Below are 17585 nucleotides of genomic sequence, written 5' to 3'. Positions count from 1 at the left end.
ATGATATCCGCATGAGCTTGCCCATCTTTTTTTTAGCCGCCCTGCTGCTGGCCGCGCCGTCCCGGGCCGGCGAGCTGGTCTATGTGGTATCGACCGGCAGCGCGATGCCGATGACGGACTTCCGCGACGGCGTGCTGGCGGGCGGCCTGCTGAAGGAGTTCGGCGATGCGCTGGCGCGCGAGCTGGGCATGACGCCGCGCTACCTGACGGTGCCGCGCAAACGGGTCGAAGTGCCGCTGGCGGCCGGCCAGGCCGACATCCTGTGCGACCTGCGGCCGGAATGGCTCGACGGCAAGGACTGGCTGTGGAGCGCCGCCATCTTCACCAATAACGAGATCATTGCCAGCCGCAGCGATACGGCGGCGATACGCAGCGTGGACGAACTGCGCAGGCAGCGCATGGGCACCATCCTCGGCTACCGCTACAGTCATCTGGAGCAACCGCTGGGCGAGGATTTCATCCGCGACGATGCCGCCAGCGACGACCTGAACCTGGCCAAGCTGCTGCGCTATCGCTTCGCCTACATGCTGACCAACTCGCTGTATTTCGATTACCAGCGCAAGATCCATCCGGAACGGGCGCTGCTCAATCCGGTGGCCTACAAGGTGTCGGCCTTCGACACCTACTGCGCGCTGCCGCCAAACGGCAAGCTGACGCTGCCGAACGTCGACAGGGCGATCCAGTCGCTGAAAAAACGCGGCGCCATCCAGGCCATGATGGCGCACTTCCGTCCCAACTGACACAAGACTATACAAATCCCCGCTTGTACTCCTATCGTGCGGCGTTTACCCTACGTGTATCCCTTAGCTGAATACACGTATGCACGAAGATTTGCAGTTTGTTCCCCTGAAGTCGCCTTTGTCCCCCAAGGCCTTGAGCGCGTTTCGCAAGGACGCCGACTGGCCCGATACGCCACAACCCAAAGCAATCGACCCGCGCGGCAAGATCGTCTGGGTCAGCGTCGAATCCAACAAGAAGCCGATCGCCATTGCGCGCCTTGAACTGGCGCCGCCCGAGTTTTGCTATGTTGCCGACGTGATTGTCAGCAGCAAGTTTCGCGGCCGCGGCGTCGGTCACTGGTTCATGCAGCGCATCGAACAGTATTGCCACGGCCTGGGCATACGCCGCTTGCTGCTGGAGGCCGCCAACGGCACCGAATCGTTCTACAAGTCGCTGGCGTTCATGCAGGATCCGTTCGTGCCGTCCATGCTGAAAAAAGACGTCAATCCGTTGCAGCGGAAGATGTTCCTGCCCCCGCAAGGGAGGTAGACGGCAGCGGCGGCACGTCAACTCGTAGCTGAGGCACGTGCAGGTCGCCTCGTCCATGCCTGATTCAACGCTTGAGCCGCGCCAGCAGCTGGTCGGCCACGCCGACTGCCGACGCCGGGTTCTGGCCGGTGATCAGCTCGCGGTCGGCCACCACCCAGCTTTGCCAATTGGCCGCGCTGCTATAGACGCCGCCCGCGCGCTGCAGGGCGTTTTGCGGCCAGATCTTCATGGCACCGCCATTCAACATGCCTTTGGAGGCGTCTTCCTCGGCGTTGCTGAAGACCGTCATTTCATAGCCGGCGTAGATCCAGGCCGGCGCCTTGGCTTTGCCTCCGGCGGCCAGTGCCGCGGTGAACTGCTCGGGCTGCTCCATTGCCGACAGCAAGGCGATCGGACCGTGGCAGGCCAGCGCGGTCGGCTTGGCGTTGGCGTGGAAGTCGCGCAGCAAGCGGCCGAGCGGCGCGCTGTGCAGCAAATCCTGCATCGGCGCGTGGCCGCCGGGAATGTAGATGGCGTCATAGTGGCCATAGCCGTTCTGCTCCACGCGCGCCAGGCTGATGACCGGCGAATGCAGGGCCGACGTCAGTTGCAGCTTGTCCAGCAACGCCAGGTGTTCGCGCATGCTGGCCTCGTCGTTGCCGAAATAGGCCTTGTCGACCGACAGGCGGTCCAGTGTCGGCGCCTTGCCCAGCGGGGTGGCGAAGGTGATGACATGGCCGGCGTCCAGCAGCTTTTTAACCGGCTGCATCAACTCGTTGGCATAGAAGCCGGTGTTGAAGCTGCGATTGTCACGCAACTCCAGTTGCGCGGCGTCAGACAGTACCACCAGCACGTTGGCGGCATTGGCGGTGAGCGCCGCCAGGCCCAGTACGGCACCGGCGGCGGTTTTGAGGATGGTGTGGTTCATATTGCGCTCCAGAGTAGTGTTTTGCAGTAGCGCTACTGTATTGATGACTGTAGAGTGTGTAAATAATCTGAAAATCAAATCATTTGTTCTTTAAAGGCTAGAATGGCCAGGCAATTCGATCACATGGCGGATGTGGAAGCTTTCGTCACCATCGTCGACAAGGGCACGATCAGCGCCGCCGCGGTGGCGCTCGGCACCACGCCGTCGGTGCTGAGCCGCGCCGTGGCCAGGCTGGAAAGCCGGCTCGGCGTGCAACTGCTGCGCCGCACCACGCGCCGCCTGAGCGTCACCGAGGCCGGCACGCTTTACCTGGAGCAAGCCCGCAGCGCCTTCGGCCTGATCGCCGACGCGGAGCGGGCGATCCAGGGCCGGGGCGGCGAGTTGTCCGGCACGATACGCATCAGCGCGCCGACCAGCTACGGCCATTACCGGCTGCCGCAACTGCTGCGGCCGTTCATGGAGCAGCATCCCAAGGTCGTCATCGAACTGAGCATCACGAACCGCAACGTCGATCTGGTCGACGAAGGCTATGACATGGCGATACGCCTGGGCGAGCTGGCCGACAGCGGGCTGGTCGCCAGGCGCCTCGACGAATCGCCGGTCTGCCTGGTCGCCGCGCCGGACTACCTGCAGCGAGCGGGCACGCCGCAGGACCTGGAGCAACTGGCCGCGCACGCCTGCCTGCCCTTCACCTTGCCCAGCACCGGCAGACAGGCGCCGTGGCTGCTGCGCGTCGACGGCCGCGACGTCGACTGGCTGGCGCCGCCGCGCATGCGGGTGGCCGACGACGTGCTGGGCGTGGTGTCGATGGCGCAGCAGGGGCTGGGCATCTGCCAAACCTACCGCTTCGTGGTGGAGGAACGACTGCGCAACGGACAACTGGTGGAAGTGCTGCCGGCGCTGTGCGACCGCAGCAAGCCGTTCTCGCTGATCTACGCGCCGCACCGGCGCATGTCGGCCGCCTGCCGCGCGCTGATCGACAGTCTGGCGCCAGCCTGACGGAGCAACTATTTGGCCTTGTCCGGCGGCGCCGATTCGGCCTCCGGCTTGGGCGGCAGCTTGAGCGGCGTCACCGCCACCGGTGCCACGCCCTCTTCCTTCATATCCAGCTTGTCGGCGGTCTTGGGCGTGACATCGATGATGCGGCCGTCGACATACGGTCCCCGGTCCTTGACCACCACCACCTCGCTCTTGTTGTTCTCCAGATTGGTGACCTTGGCAACCGTGCCCACCGGCAGCGTCTTGCTGGCGGCGGCATTGCTGTCGGGCTTCATGGTCTCGCCGTTCGCCATTTTCTTGCCGTGGAAACGGCGGCCGTAGTAGGAAGCCTTGCCCTTGCGGGTTTTACCTGAGCGGTCGATATGGTGGCCTTGCGCCGCCTTTTCTGTATGAGCCTGCTTTTGCGGCGTATCGGCGCTGGCGTATCCGCCCCAAAGCAGGCACAACGCCGGCGCCAACAACACTTTGCGCAGGGTCTTCATGTCCGCATTGTAGGCCGTTTTTTGAGTCCATGCCGTCAACGCAAAAACGCGCCTGAGTCGTAGCCTCAGGCGCGTTTCTTACTGATTGCCTGACTTAGGCTTGCTTGCGGCGACGCGCAACCACACCCAACAGACCCAGGCCGACGACCATCATGCCGTAGGTTTCTGGTTCCGGAACGGCCGCGATCGACACGTTCAGGTCGGAAGCATAGCTGCCGCCGGCATTGCCCAGCACCTTGCCGTCGATCTCAATCGCATATTTTCCGGCGCTCAGTGGCAAACCATTCAGCTCCCAGGTGTCGATGTGACTGCCGCTGGCCGTGGTATTGGTGCCCATATAGGTTTGAACGACGGTGTTCGAGGCATCGTATTTGACCAGGCTGAACCCGGTGATCGACAGGTCTTTCAGCGTCGTCTTGTTCAGGTAGGTCGAGGTCAGCGAGGCCGACGAGTCGTACGAGTCAGACAGCGTGAAGGTGTAGAAATCGCTGAAGGTCTTGCCCATGGCCGCGCTATTGAATGTCGCCCCCAGCGTAGCGGCGAAACCGCCCATGCCGTCGTCGTCCAGCGTAACGACGGCGGTTTTGCTGATGTCCGCAGCGAAGGCCGAGGTGCCGAACAGACTGGCGCCGGCGATCATAGAGGCGAGCAACATATTTTTGATTTTCATTTGGTATCCAATAGGAGTAGCGAGTTGAGCAAAGTTGTCCGAATGTCCCCATCCGGTAATGCGAAGCATATAAAGATGTTGCGAGCACAACTGTACGTTCGCGAACACAAAGAGAAAATTGTAAAATTTTGCAACAATCCTTTGCCGCCTACTTGTTAACAGAATCTGTGGATAAGGCTGTTAACAACGCCCACCACCGTCTTCCAAGTTGCTGTTTTCTATGGATAAAGTTCGGATGCGCAAATTTGTCGCAGCGAAAGTTATCCACTGCGATTACACTTTACGGGTTTGCTTTTCAACAAAAAAAGGAACCTATGAAACTGCGTCTTACCGCCATAACCTTGGCCTTGATGCTGGGTGGACTATCCGTTCACGCCGGCGCAGCCGATACCGCGCCCAAATACTCCCTGCGCGAGCACTACACCAAATACGAATTCCGCATCCCGATGCGCGACGGCGTGCGGCTGTTCACCGCCGTCTATGTGCCCAAGGACGCCAGCAAGACCTATCCCTTCCTGATCCAGCGCACGCCCTACAGCGCCGGCGTGAACAGCGGCGGCGAGCTGCATTACGGCGTGGATTTTTATCCGGAACACATCGGCCCGTCGCAGGAGTTTGAGGACAGCGGCTACATCTTCGTCAAGCAGGATGTGCGCGGACGCTACATGTCCGAAGGCAAGTGGCAGGAAATGACGCCGCACGTCAACGCTGCGCGCGCCAAGGGCGAAGGCAACGAGAGCGAAGACATGCACGACACCGTCGAGTGGTTGCTGAAAAACGTCGCCAACAACAACGGCAAGGTCGGCATACTCGGCACCTCGTATCCGGGCTTCTACACCTCGGCCAGCATCATCGATTCGCATCCGGCGATCAAGGCCGCGTCGCCGCAGGCGCCGGTGACCGACCTGTACATGAACGACGATTCATATCACGGCGGCGCCTTCATGCTGGCGGCCAATTTCGACTTCTACTCGGCCTTCGTCGAAGCGGAAAATCCGACGCCGCTGCCGAAGTCCTGGGACCATTTCGACTACGGCACGGCCGACGGCTACGAATTCTTCCTGTCGCACCTGACCTTGTCCAACATCACCGCCACGCTGACGCCGAAACAGCGCGCGCTGCTGATGCCGACCATCGAGCACAGCAGTTATGACGATTTCTGGAAAACCCGCAACGTCGCGCCGCACCTGAAGAACATCAAGGCCGCCGTGCTGACCGTGGGCGGATGGTACGACGCCGAGGACTTGCAAGGCCCGCTGACCACCTACAACACCATCAAGCGCAACAATCCCGGCATCTACAGCGGGCTGGTGATGGGCCCGTGGTCGCACGGCGCCTGGGGCCGCGCGGACGGCGCCAGCCTGGGCTACGTCAAGTTCGATGCCAAGACCGGCCAGCAATTCCGCAGCAATATCCAGTTCCCCTTCTTCGAGCAGCATTTGAAGGGTGTGGCCAACAAGAACGTATCCGAAGTCTATGCGTTTGAGACCGGCAGCAACGTCTGGCGCAACTACGCCGCCTGGCCGCCGAAACAGGCGGCCGCGCGCACGCTGTTCCTGGGACCGAACGGCACGCTGGGCTGGAAACAGCCGGCGGCCGGCGCGGCGTTCGATGAATATGTGGCCGATCCGCGCAAGCCGGTGCCGTTCACCGCCTACCCGGCGCAGGGCGCGCCGAAGGAGTATATGGTCGGCGACCAGCGCTTCGCCTCCAGCCGTCCGGACGTGCTGACCTATCGCAGCGAGGTGTTGGAAGAGGATGTGACGCTGAGCGGCCCGGTCAAGCCGCGCCTGTTCGTGTCCACCACCGGCACCGATGCGGACTGGGTGGTCAAGCTGATCGACGTTTATCCTGCCGAATATCCGAGCGCCGGCGGCGACGAGGAGCGCGGCCCGGACGTGCCGAAACCGACGCTGACCATGGCCGGCTACCAGCAACTGGTGCGCGGCGATCCGCTGCGCGGCAAATTCCGCAACAGTTTTGAAAAGCCGGAGCCGTTCACGCCAGGCAAGGTGGAAGCCGTCAATTACAGCATGAGCGACGTCAACCACACTTTCCGGCGCGGCCACCGCATCATGGTGCAGATCCAGAGTTCCTGGTTCCCGCTGGTGGACTTGAACCCGCAAACCTTCGTCGATATTCCGAAAGCCAAGGCGGAGGACTTCCAGAAGGCCACCCAGCGGGTTTATCACGCGCCGGCGATGTATTCCGGCATCGAAGTTCAGGTACTGGGCAAGTAAGCGCCGGGTTGTTAACAAATTCTGTGGATAAGCTTGTTAACAAGCCGTACCGGGCCATGCCAAGTAGTTGTTTTCTATAAGAAAAGTCTCGCTGCGCAAATTTGTCGCAGCGAGAACTTATCCACCGCGCCGGCGTTCGAGCAATTCGAACAATCCCATGCCGGCCAGCATCGCCAAAACAAATAAAACCGCCTTGGGCAAACCCATGCCCAGGCCCACCAGCGCAGGCCCCGGGCAAAATCCCGCCAATCCCCAACCCGCACCAAATAATATCGATCCGATTATCAATCGACGGTCGATATTTTTTGCCGTGGGTAATTTCAACTCCTTGCCCAACAAAGTGGTTTGGCGTCGGCCGGCGTAAAGAAACGCAAAGAAACCGATCAATATCGCCCCTGCCATCACAAATGCCAGCGATGGATCCCATTTCCCGGCCAAATCAAGGAAACCCAATACCTTGGCCGGATTGGCCATGCCGGAAATAATCAATCCCAAGCCGAAAATCAAGCCGCATGCGAACGAGATAATCATGACAGATGCCTCAAAAGGAATACCGTAACAAAACCGGCGGCCATGAATATTATCGTGGCCGCTATCGATCGGGGCGATAAACGGGATATTCCGCAAACGCCGTGGCCGCTCGTGCATCCCGAGCCATAGCGGGTACCAACGCCAACCAGCAAGCCGGCCACTATCAATATGCCGGTGCCGGCATCGATTTGCGTCGCAGGCAATGCATAAAATACGCCGTAGATGACAGGTGCGAGTATCAGGCCTGCAATAAATGCGAAACGCCAACCGATATCGCCTTTGTTTGGGCGTAACAAGCCGCCAATAATTCCGCTAATGCCGGCGATGCGGCCATTCAGCAGGATGAATAAGGCCGCCGCCAAGCCGATCAATACTCCCCCGGCCAGGGCGGGCCACGGGGTGAAATGCAGGCTGTCTATCGTCATTCAGTCTCTCCTCGGATACACGCCAGAAAACGGCGCATACAAGCCAATTTTTAGCATACTTTCACTCTCCCAACAAACGCAAAGACTCGAGCCAGGCATCTTTCCAGGGTGCCAGTTCGGACTGGACAGCGAACGCCTTCTTCAAACGCGGCATCGGCACGCGGTAGACGTCGTTCAACCCCAGCGCCAGCGTCACGGGATTCCACAGATAACTGTTTTTACCAGCGCGTGAATTCTTTCTTACCCGGGCGCCATCGTCGCCGAATATACCGATGGCATCAGCCAGCGATTTTCCCAGATCCATTTTTACCATGCTGCCAAATACAAAAATAATTTCTTCCTTGCTCATTCCCTTTGGAATTTCCTTTGCCGGCGCAGGCGCTTGCACTGGCGGATGCAGAATATCTTCCGCCATCCGGACTATATCGAGCTGAAAGAATCTGATCGCGTCAAGCGGCATGGAAATGCCTGGCGGCGTCAGTTTAAAAGATATTCTATCGGAGTCGCGCGTCATGCGTATCAGGACATCGGGACTGCCTTCGGATAATCTTTTAATGTCGTCGACGAAGAATATCGGCGCTGGGTAGCGCTTGATTCCCTCGGCAAACAGATCCGCATATTCTTCCGAATAATCCAGCCAAACGTGGGGCGTCAACCCGCTGGCCAGCAAGCTGGACAGATTCCATGGTTTGCCGGTTTTATCGCTGAGCCATAAAGAAGTCTCTTCGGTCGTTGCCCAGCCAGGCAAGGTCATTGCATTCATATATACGCCACTGTCCGTTATCGGTGGCGTAGTGTATCAGCCAGGGCTTGCCGCCGTGCCGTCCGCAAGCAGGTCCTCGAATTGAGCGACCGGCAGCGGCCGGCTAAATAAAAAGCCTTGGTAGCGGTGGCACCCCAATTGTTCCAGCAGCGCGTGCTGCACCGGATTCTCGACGCCCTCGGCGATCACATCCAGTCCCAGGCTGCGTGCCATGGCAATAATCGTCGATACAATGACCTGGCCACAATTGTCGCCGGCCAGGTCGTGGACAAACGAACGGTCTATCTTCAGCTGGCTCAGCGGCAGGCGTCTCAGATATTGCAGGGAGGAATATCCGGTGCCGAAGTCATCCAGGGAAAAGTGCACGCCCATATCCCGCAGCTGCTGCATGCTCGAGATCGTCTCCTCGGTATGCTCCAGCAGGATACCCTCGGTCAGTTCCAGCTTCAGCCGGGAGGGATCGATGGCGTAGCGCCGCACCGTGTCACGCACCTGCGTGAAAAAATTACTCTGACGAAACTGAGCGGCACTGACGTTAATCGCAAGCAACAACGAAGCGGTGGCCGGGTCGCTCTGCCAGCGCTGCAATTGCGCGCACGCGGCTTCCAGCACCCAGGCCCCAATCGGCAAGATGAGACCGCACTCCTCCGCCAACGGAATGAAATCGGCCGGAGAAACACAGCTGCCGTCGGGCTGGATCCAGCGTATCAGCGCTTCCGCCCCGGTGATCCGGCCGTCATGGCCGACCTGGGCCTGGTAATACAGGTCAAATTGCCGCAATTCAATAGCCTTGCGCAGCCCCTCCTCCAGCCGCTCCCGCGCCGTGATGCTGTCCTGCATTTGCTGGTCAAAGAAACGCATGGCGTTGCGGCCGGCCTGCTTGGCTTGATACATGGCAATATCGGCCTGCGCCAGCACTTCGTCGGGTTGGGACGGAACCCCGTTATGGAACAGGGTCGCCCCCATGCTGGGCGTGCTGCGGCAATGATGGATGCCAAGCTGATACGGCTGGTTCAGTTCGGCCAGGATCTTGAGACCCAGCGCTTCAGCCTGGGCCGCCGCCTCCAGCGCGTCGCAGCTCATGCGCTCCAGCAGCACCACAAATTCGTCGCCGCCCAGGCGCGCCACCGTGTCGCCATGGCGCAGGCAGCCTTGCAGGCGCGCGCCGACCTGCTGCAGCAGCAGGTCGCCGACATTGTGGCCAAGCGTGTCGTTGAGCGTCTTGAAATTATCCAGGTCGATAAACACCAGCGCGCCGTAGCGATCGTGCGCGCTGCTGGCGGCCAGTACCTGGCGCAGCCGTTCCATCAGCATGCGCCGGTTGGGCAAACGCGTCAGCGGGTCGTAAAACGCCAGGCTGCGGATCTCATCGTTGGCCGCCTTGCTGACCGTGATGTCGGTCAGCGTCGCCACATAATTGCAAAGCTCGCCGAACTCGTCGCGCACCGCCGCAATGCTCAGGTGTTCCGGATAGACTTCGCCATTCTTGCGGCGATTCCATATCTCGCCTTCCCAACTGCCGTCGTGCGCGATGGCCTCCCACATGGCCTGGTAAAACGCCGCGTCATGACGACCGGAGTTGAGCATGCGCGGCGTTTGGCCGGTTGCCTCGTCCGCGCCATAGCCGGTGATGCGGGTAAACGCCTGGTTGACCTTGAGGATGACGCCCCTGGCGTCGGTCACCATCATGCCTTCGGACGATTCAAACGCGGTGGCCGCCACGCGCAAGCTGGCCTCGGCCAGATGGCGCTCCGTGATGTCCGTATGCGCCACCACGGCGCCCTGCCAGCCGCAGGCAAGCGGCGTCGCCGTCATGTGGAACCAGCGTTTCTGCGCCGGCGTGGAGCACGCATACTCCATCTGGAAGTAGCTGCTGCGCCCCTCCAGCACCGCGCTGATGCCCGCCCCGGCGTCGGCGGCCCCTTCGGAGCCCAGGCCGCGCGCGTTGCGGCAGGCGGCCAGGTAGTTGCGCCCCACGTCGTCGCCCGAGGGCGGCGCGCCCAGCGTCTGGCCACTCGTACGCCAAGCCTCATTGACCACAACGATCATGCCCGCCGCGTCCAGTATCGCGATCTGGTCGGGCAAGGCGTCAAGGATGGCGCAGGCGAAACTGTGGCACACGCCGGGCATGGCCGCTACAGGGTGGACAAATTCACAGATGTCGTGTTGCAGCGAGCATGTCATGACGTGCCTCGATTTGATGTAAATTATTTTGCCGGGACTGCATCCGCCGCCCGCAAGGCGGCGCAACGCGCCACCAGGGCGTTGAACTGCACCGCGCTGAACGGCTTGCTCAGGTAATCGTCCATGCCGGCCTCCAGGCAGCGCTGGCGATCGCCATCGATGGCGCTGGCCGTCAGCGCCACCACCGTGGTCCGCGCGGCGCCGCTGGCGGCCTCCAGTTCGCGCAGTCGGCGGCAGGCGTCATAGCCATTCAGCACCGGCATCATGCAATCCATCAGCACCAGGTCGTAGCGGCGCATGGCCAGCGCGTCGAGTGCCTGCTGGCCGTCGTGCACATCGTCGACCTGCCAGCCGAGCCGGGTAAGCAGGATGCGCGCCAGTTGCCGGTTCATTTCGTTGTCCTCGGCCACCAGCACGCTGCGCCGCGCGCTGTCGGCCGCAGGCAACGGCAGCGCAACCGCGCCGGCGACGGGCGCCGGCGGCACCGGCGCCAGCCTGACCGGCAGGTCGAACTGGAAACGGCTGCCGGCGCCGGGGCTGCTGCTGCAATCAATGCTGCCGCCCATCAGTTCCAACAGGCTCTTGCAGATGGCCAGGCCCAGGCCGGTGCCGCCATACTGCGCGCTGATCTTGCTGTCGGCCTGGCTGAAGGGTTCGAACAGGCGCGCGCGCGCGGCCGGGGCCATCCCTATGCCCTCGTCGCTGACGGCATAGCACAGACGCCACAGACCGGTATGTTCACCGTCCACCCGCGCCGTGTAATCCAGCGTGATGACACCGGATGGCGTGAACTTGATGGCGTTGCTGAGCAGATTGCCCAGCACCTGGCGCACGCGGGCGGCGTCGCCGACGACCCAGGATGGTCCGACGCCGACCTGGGTCTGCAACCGCAGGCCTTTGCGCTCGGCCGCGGCGCGGTACAGCTCCACCACCTGGATGAGCTGAACGGCGGGCTCAAAGGGCTGTTGGTCCAGCGTCATGCGGCCGGATTCGATCTTGGAAAAATCCAGCACGTCATTGATGATGTGCATCAGCTCGCCGACGCCGCGCTGCACGTTTTCCGCATAGCCGCGCTGCACCGGATCGAGCGCCGTCTCCAGCATCAGTTCCGACATGCCGGCGATGCCGCTCATCGGCGTGCGGATCTCATGGCTCATCATGGCCAGGAAGCGCGATTTGGCCTGGCTGGCGGCATCGGCCTGCTGTTGCAGCAGCAGTGCCTGCTCGGCATCGCGGTCGCGCCGTTTCAGCAGCCGCGCCACCATCCAGAACGCCGCCAGCAACCCCAGCAGGCCAACCAGCGCCACCATGCCCAGCAGGCGCAGGCTGCGCCACCAGCCCGCCAGCAGCAGGTCCTCGGTGATGGTGGCGTTGACGATCAGCGGGTAATCGCGCAGCGCCCGCACCGCCCCCATGCGGAAGACTTCGCGCTGGCCGGTGGAGGCGCGCGGGCCGCTGGTGATGCGGACGTCGTTGTTCAAGCCCTCGCTGATGACGGCATAGGTGGTGCCGGTCAGCACCCGCTTGCCCAGCAACTCCTCGGCCTCGGGCCAGCGCGCCAGCAGCGTGAAGTCGCTGCGGTACAGCGTCACCGCGGCGCTCTGCCCCAGGCTCACGCGCCGGAAGTAATCGGCGAAGAAGTCGACCGACACCCCCACCAGCACCACGCCGGCAAAGCTGCCGTCGACGCTGTTGACGCGCCGGCTCAGATAGAAAGTCCACTTGCCGTTGCCCTTGTTGCGCACCGGCGCACTGATGAACGGCCGGGCGCTGGCGTTGCTGCGATGCCAGGTAAAGTAGTCGCGCTCGGCGAGGCTGATCGCGGGCGCGGGGAAGCTGCGGCTGAAATTGAGCACATTGCCGTCGGCATCGACCACGCTGATCACGTCGACCTGCGACACGCCACTGATCTTGTCGCGCAAGGACTGGTACAACTGCCGCGAACGCAGTGCTGCGGCCATCCGCGCGTCGCCGCTGCCGGCCTCGGCCTGCACGATCCCGGTCACGCCATCGAGCAGCTGGAAGCTGGAAGCCATCACCTGCGCGGTGCTCTCCGCCAGCAGCAGCGACAGGTTGCCCAAGTCCTGGCGCCGGTCGTCGATCTGGTGCTCGCGCAGGATCCAGCCGGCGCCGGCGGTGGCCGATCCCAGCAAGAGCAGCAGCGCCGCGCCGGTCATCGCCAGCGTGCGCCGCGCCTCCAGGCCGCGGCCACGCAACAGAATGGCTGCACGCCGCCTCCATGATTGCATTTTCATTCGGTCCCCCCGGCGCCGTCATAGTCGAGCAGGCTGCGCGCGACCTCCCGCATCACCTGGCTGAACAATGCCTCCAGCTGCGTTACCGGCGGCAGCGGCAAGCCCGCGTGCGCCTGGATTTCCAGCGACTGCAGCAAGGCACTGAGCGCGTCGGCGCCAACCAGCAGCGTCATGCCCTTGAGCGCGTGGCTGGCCGCGCGGATCTCGGCCGGGCGGCCGCCGCCGAGCGCCTGGCGCAGGACCGCCAGGCGCTCCGGCGCGACATCGATAAACGTCTGCGACAAGGCGCGGAAGGACAGGCGGTCCCCGCCTGCCGCCCGCCACAACACGCGCGGATCGATGGCCAGGTAGGCGGCGCTCATGCGGCCTCCATGCCCGCTTGCGGCAGCTGCTCTTGCCTTGGCAGCTCAACGACAAACACCGCGCCGGGCATCGCGTTCTTTTCCAGCCAGATGCGCCCGCTCATCAGCTCGACCAGCAGCCTGGCGATGGCCAGGCCCAAGCCCGCGCCCTGCTTGCCGCGGCTGGCCGAATCATCGGCCTGGGTGAATTTTTCAAAGATATTGCGCCGCATTCCGGCCGGCACGCCCGGCCCGCTGTCGCTGACCTGGCAACGCAAGCCGCCGCGCGGCGCCGGCGCCAGCCGCAGCGTCACACAACCGGCGTCGGTCGCCGCCAGCGCATTGCGCAGCAAAATATCGAGCACGCGCAACAGCTTGGCCCGGTCGCCCGGCCAGACCTCGGGCAAGCCGGGGGCCAGCTCCGAAGTCAGCGCGAGTCCTTTGGCGGCGGCAGCGGCGCGGTGGCCGGACAGCGCCAGCAACGGCAACTCGGCGATGTTCAGCGGCTCAATCACCAACGGCACCCGGCCCGATTCCAGCGCGCTCAGCTCCAGCACCGCTTCGATCAGTCCCAGCAGGCGCATGCCGCTGCCATGGATGGCGTCGGCAAAGCCCCGGCTGCGCTCGTCGCCGAGTTCGAGTTGCAGCAATTCGGAATAGCCGAGTATGCCGTTCAGCGGCGTGCGCAATTCATGCGACATATTGGCCAGAAAACGCGATTTGGCCAGATTGGCCACCATCGCCCGCGCCCTGCTTTCGATGAGCTTGCCAGCCATCACATGCAAGCCCAACGCAAACAGCAGGATCACCAGCGTGCTGCCGGCAGCCAGGTACAGCGTGCGCTGGCGGCTGGCCGCATAGCGCGCCATGCGCTCATCCAGATCGATGCCCACCAGCGCGTACAACGGAAAGCGCTCCAGCCGCTGGAATGCGTAAAGGCGCGCCCTGCCGTCAACCGGCCCGGCGTGGATCAGCGTGCCCTGGCGGCCGGCGCGCATGGCCGCGAACACGGCGCTGGCGCCGATGTCCTGGCCCAGGCTGGCGTCATTGCCCACCCGGCGCACACGCACCACGCCATCGGCGCCCACCAGCGCAATCGAGCCCTGCTGGCCGACATCGATATCGTGATACAGGCCGGTGAAATAATACGGATCCATGGACACCACCACGACGCCCTTGAAGCGTCCGTCGGGATAGCTGATGCGGCGCGTCAGCTGCAGCGACCATTTGTTGGACACGCGGCCCAGCACCGGCTTGCTGACATAAAGCTGGCCGTCATCGGCCTGCAGGTGCACGCGGACATGCTCGCGGTCGGCCAGGTTGACGGACTTGAACGGCAGGCTGGACAAGACCAGGTTCGCGTGCTCGTCAATGATGCTGAACTGGTTGTAGATGTCGCCCGGCCGCAGCCCGTTTTCCAGTTCGCGGACGATGTCGAGATGCGCGCCGTCGGCGTCATAGCGGTGGCGCAGGAAGATGACCGCCTGGTCGGCAGCCTCCAGCGTGCGCGTGGCATGTTCGCTGAACAGGCGCACCAGCGCGAGGGCGTCGCGCCGGGCGTCGTCAACCTGCAGCCGCCTGGCCTCGTCGATCTGGTACAGCGTCGCGGTCCAGGTGCCGGCAATCAGCAGCAGCGCAAAGCTGAGCAGCAACCAGCGCACGTCGAGCCGCATCAAGATTTTCCGCCACATGCCGCCCTCCCCCTGTCGATGGCGCGCGGTTCACTCCGCGCCGCTCATGGGATGATGCTGCCTGAACACAAAATATTTGTCAAATTTAATTAATTCGTTTAATTCCAATCGCGCTGGCGCAGCAACTGCGCGCAACACGCCTTCATATAACCGCGCAGCTCATCGTAATTGACGGGCTTGGCAAAAAACACCACGCCGGGCGGCACGCCGCCGCGCTCGTCCAGCTCCTCCTCCCTCATGCCGGACAGCAGCGCGATATGCATGCCCGCCAGCTCCGGATCGGCCAGGATGGTCTTCACCACTTCATAGCCGTCGATGCCGTCCATGATGATGTCGGCCAGCAACACGTGCGGACGGCGGCGGGCAATCTCCATCAGCGCCTGGTAGCCGTTCTCGCAAAAGGTCAGGCTGACCGGCAGCGCCCACGAGCTGAACTGCCGCTCATAGATGGCGCGCTGCAGGGGATTGTCTTCGACCACCAGCACGGTGCTGACGCCGCCGCCTGCGGCTGGGGTACGCGGTGGCGCCTCCGCCTGCGGCGTGGCCTTGTAGCGCAAGACGGCATGCAGCGGAATCCGGCGGTGGCCGCCCTTGGTTTTCCAGGCTTCGATGACGCCGGCCTCGACTAGTTGTTGCACAGAAGATACAGAAATTCCCAGAATTTCCGCCGCTCGCTGGGTCGTGCACACCTCATCCGCAGGGGAATCGCCGCGCTTATTCGCCACACGCACCTCTCAAATAGAAAAATAAATAAAACGAATTTACCAAATTCAATAAAATTCGTTATAATCGTCACAGAAATAAAGAATTCAAAGCAAATCCACGCCTTAACGCCATTATGCCGTCGAAGCAGCCATAGACCAAACGAACTGGCAGCAAATCGTGGAATTCGCTGCATCTTTGCAGCCAACCCCAGGCAGGAGACGATCATGAGTGCAACTTTTAACGAACAATCGGCCCGCAGCAACCTGGTCTTCGGCCTGGGCGCCGAAGAATATGCGATCGACATCGCGCTGGTCCAGGAATTGCGCGGCTACGACCAGGTGACGCGGCTGGCCAATGCGCCGGACTATCTGAAGGGCGTCATCAATCTGCGCGGCGTGATTGTGCCGCTGATCGACCTGCGCATCAGCCTCGGCCTGGCGGTGCCCACGTATAACGCCACCACCGTGGTCATCATCCTTGCCACGCCCGAGCACACCACCGGCATCGTGGTCGACAGCGTGGCCGACGTCGTCAACCTCGAGCCGGGCCAGATCAAGCCGGCGCCGCAACTGCGGCACGGCGCCAGCGAGTACGTGCTGGCCATCGCCAGCGTCGAGCAGCGCATGCTCATCATGCTCGACATCGGCGCCATGCTGCGCGGCCTGACCACTGAACCCGAGGCCATGGCGGCCTGACCCGACACTCACCTGACCGAGACCCCACGGAGCGCCTGATGAAAATCCTGATCGTCGACGACAGCCAAGCCAACCTGGATGTGTTTGGCCACATGCTGGAAATGCTGAGCGACACGCCACCGGTGACGATGTCGAACCCGCGCATCGCGCTGGACTGGTGCGCCGACAACGAGCCCGACCTGGTCGTGGTCGACTATATGATGCCCGAGATCGACGGCCTGGAATTCCTGCGCCGCTTCCGCGCCCTGCCCGGCAAGCAGGATACGCCGGTCGTCATGGTCACCGCCGACACCCACCACAAAATCAGGCACGAGGCGCTGCGCCTGAGCGCCAACGACTTCCTGACCAAGCCGGTTAATTTTGCCGAGCTGAACGCCCGTGTCGGCAATCTGCTGGCGCTGCGCAGTGCCCAGTTGCGGTTGGCCAGCCATGCGGCGGACCTGGCCGAGGCGGTGCGCAAGGCCACCGCCGAGATCGCGGCACGCGAACGCGAAGCGATCTACCGGCTGTCGCGCGCGGCCGAGTTCCGCGACCCGGAAACCGGCGGCCATCTGCTGCGCATGGCGGCGTATGCCGAACTGATCGCACGCAACCTCGGCCTGCCCGAGGCCGAATGCGAACTGATCCTCACCGCCGCGCCCATGCACGACATCGGCAAGCTGGGCATTCCGGATGCGATCCTGCTCAAGCCCGGACGGCTCGATGCGGACGAGCTGGCGGTCATCCGCGGCCACGCCCAGATCGGCGCGCGGATTCTGGCCGACAGTGATTCACCGCTGCTGCAGGCCGGCGCCGTCATCGCCGCCACCCACCACGAACGCTACGACGGCAGCGGCTATCCGAACGGTTTGGCCGGCCGGGACATTCCACTGCACGGCCGCATCGTCGCCGCAGCCGACGTCTTCGACGCGCTGACATCGTCCCGCCCGTACAAGCCGGGCTGGTCCTTCGAACACGCCAGGAGCGCCATGGAGGCTGGCAGCGGCAGCCATTTCGACCCCGATTGCATCACCGCATTGTTCTGCGACGAATCCGCGCTCGACGCCATCCGGCGCCGCTACAGCCCGCCCGATCGTCTCACCACCACAAACACCCAGGAGGCCGCATGACACCCGATCAAACACCGCCGATTCCAGTCCCGCCGCGCTGCCCGCACCTGCTGCTCGACCACTTGCTGAAGCGCTTGCAACTAAAGAACGATGCCTCGCTGGCGCGCATGCTGGACATCTCGCCGCCGCGCCTCAGCAAGATACGCCGCCGCCGCTTGCCGATCAGCGCCGACGTGCTGCTGCGCCTGCATGAAGTGGCGCGGATTCCAGTCGCCGAGCTAAGGCGGCTGGCTCGGCAAAGCGAGCAGGCGTCGCAAACAGCCACCCAGATTTGATGACACGTTTATCCAGATATGCCATGCACGCCAACGGCATCTTG

18 protein-coding genes are annotated in these 17585 nt (G+C 62.8%); 7 read left to right on the top strand and 11 right to left on the bottom strand.

The features are described from left to right. Positions 1-11 precede the first annotated feature (11 nt). The gene (locus tag ABWW33_RS14640) at positions 12-740 is read left to right on the top strand and encodes a substrate-binding periplasmic protein (RefSeq protein WP_353402432.1); all 729 of its coding nucleotides are present in this window, start codon (positions 12-14) and stop codon (positions 738-740) included. A 79-nt stretch (positions 741-819) separates the two neighbouring features. After that, positions 820-1269: a GNAT family N-acetyltransferase gene (locus tag ABWW33_RS14635; protein ID WP_176653915.1), complete on the top strand. Its 450-nt coding sequence runs from the start codon at positions 820-822 to the stop codon at positions 1267-1269. A gap of 64 nt (positions 1270-1333) precedes the next feature. Here the strand turns inward: ABWW33_RS14635 and ABWW33_RS14630 are convergent, their stop codons facing one another. Continuing rightward, positions 1334-2176, bottom strand: coding sequence for a type 1 glutamine amidotransferase domain-containing protein (locus ABWW33_RS14630; protein WP_353402430.1), 843 nt, complete (start codon positions 2174-2176; stop codon positions 1334-1336). Between the two features lie 102 nt (positions 2177-2278). Here ABWW33_RS14630 and ABWW33_RS14625 point away from each other — a divergent pair, with 102 nt between their 5' ends. After that, entirely contained in the window at positions 2279-3175 is an 897-nt protein-coding gene (locus ABWW33_RS14625; RefSeq protein ID WP_353402428.1) for a LysR family transcriptional regulator, read from the top strand. Positions 3176-3183: 8 nt separating this feature from the next. Here the strand turns inward: ABWW33_RS14625 and ABWW33_RS14620 are convergent, their stop codons facing one another. After that, positions 3184-3657, bottom strand: coding sequence for a septal ring lytic transglycosylase RlpA family protein (locus ABWW33_RS14620; protein ID WP_353402427.1), 474 nt, complete (start codon positions 3655-3657; stop codon positions 3184-3186). A gap of 94 nt (positions 3658-3751) precedes the next feature. Then, positions 3752-4327 (bottom strand): FxDxF family PEP-CTERM protein, encoded by a 576-nt coding sequence (locus tag ABWW33_RS14615; protein ID WP_353402425.1) that lies wholly within the window; start codon positions 4325-4327, stop codon positions 3752-3754. 314 nt (positions 4328-4641) lie between these two features. Here ABWW33_RS14615 and ABWW33_RS14610 point away from each other — a divergent pair, with 314 nt between their 5' ends. Further along, on the top strand, positions 4642-6567 hold the full coding sequence (locus ABWW33_RS14610; protein WP_353402423.1) for a CocE/NonD family hydrolase: 1926 nt from the start codon (positions 4642-4644) through the stop codon (positions 6565-6567). Between the two features lie 117 nt (positions 6568-6684). On the opposite strand, the gene ABWW33_RS14605 is transcribed toward ABWW33_RS14610, so the two are convergent. From ABWW33_RS14605 to ABWW33_RS14570, 8 genes are all read right to left on the bottom strand, one after another. Continuing rightward, positions 6685-7098 (bottom strand): DUF6691 family protein, encoded by a 414-nt coding sequence (locus tag ABWW33_RS14605; RefSeq protein ID WP_353402421.1) that lies wholly within the window; start codon positions 7096-7098, stop codon positions 6685-6687. Next, entirely contained in the window at positions 7095-7523 is a 429-nt protein-coding gene (locus ABWW33_RS14600; RefSeq protein WP_353402420.1) for a YeeE/YedE family protein, read from the bottom strand. The genes ABWW33_RS14605 and ABWW33_RS14600 overlap by 4 nt, the downstream gene beginning before the upstream one ends. Before the next feature lie 61 nt (positions 7524-7584). Continuing rightward, positions 7585-8286, bottom strand: a complete 702-nt coding sequence (locus ABWW33_RS14595; protein ID WP_353402418.1) for a hypothetical protein — start codon at positions 8284-8286, stop codon at positions 7585-7587. A 36-nt stretch (positions 8287-8322) separates the two neighbouring features. Then, positions 8323-10470, bottom strand: coding sequence for a putative bifunctional diguanylate cyclase/phosphodiesterase (locus tag ABWW33_RS14590; protein ID WP_353402416.1), 2148 nt, complete (start codon positions 10468-10470; stop codon positions 8323-8325). Positions 10471-10493: 23 nt separating this feature from the next. Further along, on the bottom strand, positions 10494-12686 hold the full coding sequence (locus tag ABWW33_RS14585) for a hybrid sensor histidine kinase/response regulator (RefSeq protein ID WP_353402414.1): 2193 nt from the start codon (positions 12684-12686) through the stop codon (positions 10494-10496). Positions 12687-12721: 35 nt separating this feature from the next. Continuing rightward, positions 12722-13087 carry an Hpt domain-containing protein gene (locus ABWW33_RS14580; protein WP_353402413.1) on the bottom strand — a complete coding sequence of 122 codons (366 nt, stop codon included), beginning with the start codon at positions 13085-13087 and terminating at the stop codon, positions 12722-12724. Next, positions 13084-14757, bottom strand: coding sequence for a sensor histidine kinase (locus ABWW33_RS14575; RefSeq protein ID WP_353402412.1), 1674 nt, complete (start codon positions 14755-14757; stop codon positions 13084-13086). Before ABWW33_RS14575 ends, ABWW33_RS14580 begins: the two co-directional genes overlap by 4 nt. A gap of 98 nt (positions 14758-14855) precedes the next feature. Next, the gene (locus ABWW33_RS14570; RefSeq protein WP_353402644.1) at positions 14856-15446 is read right to left on the bottom strand and encodes a response regulator; all 591 of its coding nucleotides are present in this window, start codon (positions 15444-15446) and stop codon (positions 14856-14858) included. Between the two features lie 240 nt (positions 15447-15686). On the opposite strand from ABWW33_RS14570, the gene ABWW33_RS14565 reads away from it, so the two are divergent. Genes ABWW33_RS14565 through ABWW33_RS14555 form a run of 3 tightly spaced genes read left to right on the top strand, consistent with a single transcriptional unit; the run spans position 15687 to position 17541 of the window. Next, on the top strand, positions 15687-16157 hold the full coding sequence (locus ABWW33_RS14565) for a chemotaxis protein CheW (protein WP_353402410.1): 471 nt from the start codon (positions 15687-15689) through the stop codon (positions 16155-16157). A gap of 38 nt (positions 16158-16195) precedes the next feature. Next, complete coding sequence (locus ABWW33_RS14560; RefSeq protein ID WP_353402408.1) at positions 16196-17266, top strand: HD domain-containing phosphohydrolase; 1071 nt, start codon at positions 16196-16198, stop codon at positions 17264-17266. Then, complete coding sequence (locus tag ABWW33_RS14555) at positions 17263-17541, top strand: transcriptional regulator (RefSeq protein ID WP_353402407.1); 279 nt, start codon at positions 17263-17265, stop codon at positions 17539-17541. The genes ABWW33_RS14560 and ABWW33_RS14555 overlap by 4 nt, the downstream gene beginning before the upstream one ends. Positions 17542-17585 lie beyond the last annotated feature (44 nt).

Origin of the sequence: Duganella hordei (assembly GCF_040369125.1) — a bacterium.
GTDB lineage: Bacteria > Pseudomonadota > Gammaproteobacteria > Burkholderiales > Burkholderiaceae_D > Rugamonas > Rugamonas hordei.
Note: the sequence above shows the minus strand (reverse complement) of the source record. Positions and strands in the feature narration are given on the sequence as shown.